The sequence below is a fragment of the Boseongicola sp. genome (assembly GCF_057460485.1).
The window spans coordinates 1-4,074 of record NZ_JBVCWP010000322.1 but is presented as its reverse complement, the minus strand read 5'-3'; the positions used below and the strand labels follow the sequence as shown (position 1 = coordinate 4,074).

The window sequence follows — 4,074 nt, the reverse complement described above, 5'->3', positions numbered from 1 at the left end:
GGTAGGCGGCGAAGGCGGGGCCATTCATCGCGCCCTTTATCACTCAGGGCGCGATCATCGCGTCGGCACTCAGTCCAGCGACGAAGGTCTGCGTGCCCCAGGCTCCAAACGGTGCATTCATCACCAACCGATCCCCACGCCGGGACCGCCCGCGCTGTCGCGTCAGATTGGTTTTGACGGAGGTTTCATCCGCTCCCTGACAGGCGATTGCACAACAATCTGCCGAGAAGGAATGAACACAAGCCGTTGTGGCGCTGCGCGCATCGCTGGCATGCGGCGCTGCTCCCTTTCGACACGTCGCCGCTTTACATGAGCACGAAGGCGTTCGGTCGCGACCAGTGTCTTTATTTATATGTGTAGCCGAGCTTGCAGAGGAATTTTCCGATGGAATTGCGGTGCGCCCGCACGCCCGTCGCATCCAGCAGAGCGGCACTCAACTCCGGCATCGTGATGTCTGCAGCCTTTTCTATGATCTCTCCAAAGAACGCACGGTGCGGATCAAGTTTTCCGCTGTCTCTAGGTCGGCCTTGAACCGCAGTCTGAATCTGACCAGTGCGCCGGATTGCAAGCGCCCAACGCGCCCCGGTCGCAGGTGAAAGCTTCAAACGCAACGCCGCCGCGCGCCCACTTAACCCTTCTTCAATATATCCTTGAAACCGCGCCCGAAGCGAATCCGGCAAAGGTGCTGACATGATCCGTCCTCCCAGACAGGATGAATCATAAACTCAACCTCAAGGGAATCTCAAATGATTCAGGTTTTGGGCGGGATGCTTTAATCTGACAATGCCGCGCGAAACTGTGATCAGCCAATAGTATGGAATTCCGAAGCAACGACGTTTAACGTTTTTGAAGGCAAGTTATTGCCAGACAATCAGATCGGGATTTCGGGAATGCACATCAAGGGAAACGTGATCACAGCTGTTGCCATATCTGTACTAGGTTTGGTGGCGTCTACCGTGACTGGCAATGCCGACAGTCATGGAAATAAATTCGTCCATAGCCGCGCGTTCAAGGGTCAAGTCTATGTCATGTATCAGGATCATATGTCCCTCTATACGTACGATAGAGATCAAGTGGGAGTATCAAACTGCAAAGATGAATGTGCAACGAACTGGGTCCCAGCGTTGCTCGACGCAGGAACCCAGTTGGGCGAAAGCTATACCCTCATAAAACGCGCGGACGGAAAAATGCAGGCAGCCTTTCGGGGTATGCCGTTGTACTTGTATTCCGGAGACCAGGTCCCTGGTGACACTAACGGTGACGGAGTAGACAGTGTTTGGCATCTGGCGCGACCTTGAGCCGTCAGATGGCACCCAGCCGAAACTTAGGCTTCTAGAACGTGGGCGGCAGTGCCATCAGCGCATCCAGGTCGCGTATCAGAAGGTCGCCGATCGGCTATGAGTGGCCACGCACGGTATCGTCCTGGCGCCTCAGGCATTGTTCTTCCAACCAAGCGTTGAGATCGTCGAAGCTGTTGAAGCGGGGCGCTGGCACGAGAAAGTTCCGTCGCCCGTAGCCGATCACGCCTTCGACATTGCCTTTGTCGTTGCCCTTTCCCGGCCGACCGAACTTGTCCTTGAACAGGTAATGCGACTGAAGCTCGGAAAAGATCCTGGTGCGTTCCCGCTTTCCATCGCCGCAGTTCTTGGCAACAGCGATCGAAGTGTTGTCGTAGAGGATCGACAAAGGCACCCCGCCGAGGAATGCAAAGGCTGAGACATGCCCGTCGCAGAACGCTTCGGTGGTCTCGGCAGGATAGGCTTTGGTGAAGAACGCGTCCGAATGCGGCAGCGCCATCGCAAAATAGTGCAGCTTGCACTAGACCCCGTCAATCAGACCAAGCGTCTCGCCAAAATCTACCTGAACATGGCCAGGCAGGTGAGCAAGTGGGACAAACACTTCCCGCGTCCGCCGCTGCTTCTCGCGAACGTAATCCGTGACGATGGTGATGCCGCCGGAGAAACCGTGCTCGTCGGGAAGTCGGGCATGGATACGTTTGGCGGTGTGCCGTTGCTTTTTAATAACCCGTTTGTCGTCTTCCAGGATCTGATCGATAATCGGAATGAACGGATCAAGCTTCGGGCGGACAGGCCAAGCAGTTCGCCGATACCCTGGGGGCACGGAATGCAGCAGGATCTTTGCCACCGTTTTGCGGTCGATCCCATAAAGACGACCAGCTGCACTTTTGCTCATACCATCAACATGGCACGCCCGACGGACACGATTGTATAAGTCCACAGAATACATCTCCCCTCCCTCCGCTAATCGGCTTCAGGTGTCAGAATGCGGAATTTTACTCCGCGACGGCTAGGTTATCAGACCGTTTCTGTGGTCATTTTGTCTCCAGGATTCACATCCCTACTTTTTCAGGAGTTTCCGCATATACTTAACGGCTGCACGCTTGTCCCGGCGCCACTGGGCCAGGACCTCAAGAACCTCGCCCTCATCGTCTACGGCACGCTACAAATATGTTCGCTTGCCAACAATGCGGGCAAAGACCTCATCAAGATGCCAGGTTCCCGAAGGTTGAACCCTGCGGGTTCTGCCATTTGCGGCAATGGCCGGACCGAACTTCAAGATCCAGCGGCGGATCGCTTCATAGCTGACATCGATCCCGCGTTCGGCCAGCATTTCCTCGACTTCTCGAGAGCTCGGCAGAAAGCGAAAGTAGAGTCAAACCCAACGATAGATGACTGGGGGCGGAAACCGGTGCCGTGCGTAGGATATTCTTCTCATCCAAGGGCAATTACCCGTCGTTGAATCGATCGTCGAGTTAACGTGACAATGCCCATGTGCAATCTTGGTGAGCCTTTAGCTGGAACAGACCCAGTCCTGAATTCAAGGATTACCCTCGGTCCCTATGGTCTTTGATTGCATGGTCTCATATTGGTGTCCCAAGTTGTTGCCTGTAGTGTCGGAAAGTCAGACAAACGGGCTTAAGGAGATCAGATATGACGACGCTGTGCTACGCGAAAAAGACCTGCTCGATCGGCATCCACGTGCTGCTGGAAGAGATCGGAATGCCTTATGATCTTAGGATTGTGGATTTTTCCAAGGGCGAGCAGAAAACACCCGAATATAAGGCTCTTAACCCGAAGGGGAAAGTGGCCGCCCTGGTGCGCGAAGATGGGAGCGTTCTGACCGAATTTGCGGCGATTGCTATTTGGCTTGCGATGACCAACCCGGACAAGAAACTGATGCCGACTGATCCCGAAGGGGTCGCGCGGACGATTGAGACAATGGATTTCATCATCGGCACCGTTCACATGCTGTCTTGGCGTCTGTGGCGTCGCCCGGAGGCCTATTCCGACAGCCCGGCCGAGCATGACCAACTGCGGACGCGTGGCAAGACCGCGATGCTGGCAGCCCTTGATTTGGTGGACGAACAATTAGCGGGCAAAGACTACTTGATGGGTGATTTCTCGATCGCGGACACTGCGCTCTATTACAACGAATACTGGGCTGTTGATGTGGCGGGCTGGACGCTTCCACCGAACGTGCAGGCGCATTTCGAGCGGATGAAGGCCCGACCCTCGGTTCAGTCATCCCGCAAACTTGAAGGTGTCGCGTAACGTTGCGTGACCGTGATGTGGCAAGCCATTCTGTAATCGGCGGCAATGTGGTGTCGCGGGCGGCGTAAAAGTCGGCCACTTTGGCCCTTTCAATTGATCGGAGGGCATGAGGATATTCACCGTGGATTTGTATTTGAAGGTGCGGCGCGCTCATTTTCAGGATGGTTTGAGCGGGCGGCAGATTGCCCGCGATTTCGGGATCAGCCGGGATAGTGTATCGAAGATGTTGGCGTATTCAGAACCGCCTGGATATCGCCGAATAGCGGCCGGCGGCCCCACCGCCTCAAGGTATTTGCGCCATTCATAACCCGTGAACCTATTTTGTCTCGCGCGAATGCTTTGCTCCATACCAGACGCGACTAATCTGTTCCCTTTTCGTTCTTCTCCAGCTACCGTTGTGCGATTAAACGGCAATTGCAGGTTGGGCAGCCCAATGGACACGGCATATCTGGATAAGTTGAACGACAACCAGCGTTCAGCAGCAACGTTTGGCTTGGCAGCG

Annotated in this window: 7 protein-coding genes and 1 pseudogene; 3 read left to right on the top strand and 5 right to left on the bottom strand. The window is 55.0% G+C overall.

All coding sequences use genetic code 11. From position 1 onward, the window contains the following. On the top strand, positions 1-313 hold a 313-nt coding region (locus AC221Y_RS21245; RefSeq protein ID WP_486708343.1), incomplete at its 5' end, for a hypothetical protein. Between the two features lie 31 nt (positions 314-344). On the opposite strand, the gene AC221Y_RS21240 is transcribed toward AC221Y_RS21245, so the two are convergent. Further along, positions 345-692: a transposase gene (locus AC221Y_RS21240; RefSeq protein WP_486708342.1), complete on the bottom strand. Its 348-nt coding sequence runs from the start codon at positions 690-692 to the stop codon at positions 345-347. Between the two features lie 198 nt (positions 693-890). Here AC221Y_RS21240 and AC221Y_RS21235 point away from each other — a divergent pair, with 198 nt between their 5' ends. After that, a complete protein-coding gene (locus tag AC221Y_RS21235; protein ID WP_486708344.1) occupies positions 891-1,298 on the top strand; it encodes a COG4315 family predicted lipoprotein in 408 nt (135 codons plus the stop codon). A gap of 97 nt (positions 1,299-1,395) precedes the next feature. Here AC221Y_RS21235 and AC221Y_RS21230 read toward each other — a convergent pair whose 3' ends face one another. The 3 genes and pseudogenes from AC221Y_RS21230 to AC221Y_RS21220 form a co-directional block, all read right to left on the bottom strand. After that, positions 1,396-1,797 (bottom strand): IS21 family transposase, encoded by a 402-nt coding sequence (locus tag AC221Y_RS21230; RefSeq protein ID WP_486708341.1) that lies wholly within the window; start codon positions 1,795-1,797, stop codon positions 1,396-1,398. 21 nt (positions 1,798-1,818) lie between these two features. Next, positions 1,819-2,193 carry a hypothetical protein gene (locus tag AC221Y_RS21225; protein ID WP_486708340.1) on the bottom strand — a complete coding sequence of 125 codons (375 nt, stop codon included), beginning with the start codon at positions 2,191-2,193 and terminating at the stop codon, positions 1,819-1,821. Between the two features lie 168 nt (positions 2,194-2,361). Beyond that, positions 2,362-2,736: pseudogene (locus AC221Y_RS21220) on the bottom strand (IS6 family transposase); the annotation flags it as partial. A gap of 215 nt (positions 2,737-2,951) precedes the next feature. On the opposite strand from AC221Y_RS21220, the gene AC221Y_RS21215 reads away from it, so the two are divergent. Beyond that, positions 2,952-3,572: a glutathione S-transferase family protein gene (locus tag AC221Y_RS21215; protein WP_299750636.1), complete on the top strand. Its 621-nt coding sequence runs from the start codon at positions 2,952-2,954 to the stop codon at positions 3,570-3,572. 156 nt (positions 3,573-3,728) lie between these two features. Here the strand turns inward: AC221Y_RS21215 and AC221Y_RS21210 are convergent. Further along, positions 3,729-4,074: hypothetical protein (locus tag AC221Y_RS21210; RefSeq protein WP_486708339.1), on the bottom strand; the 346-nt coding region annotated here is incomplete at its 5' end.

Coding starts and splice junctions, on each gene's coding strand:
- AC221Y_RS21215 (WP_299750636.1), top strand. CDS start 2,952: ATGACGACGCTGTGCTACGCGAAAAAGACCTGCTCGATCGGCATCCAC.
- AC221Y_RS21225 (WP_486708340.1), bottom strand. CDS start 2,193: ATGAGCAAAAGTGCAGCTGGTCGTCTTTATGGGATCGACCGCAAAACG.
- AC221Y_RS21235 (WP_486708344.1), top strand. CDS start 891: ATGCACATCAAGGGAAACGTGATCACAGCTGTTGCCATATCTGTACTA.
- AC221Y_RS21240 (WP_486708342.1), bottom strand. CDS start 692: ATGTCAGCACCTTTGCCGGATTCGCTTCGGGCGCGGTTTCAAGGATAT.
- AC221Y_RS21230 (WP_486708341.1), bottom strand. CDS start 1,797: ATGGCGCTGCCGCATTCGGACGCGTTCTTCACCAAAGCCTATCCTGCC.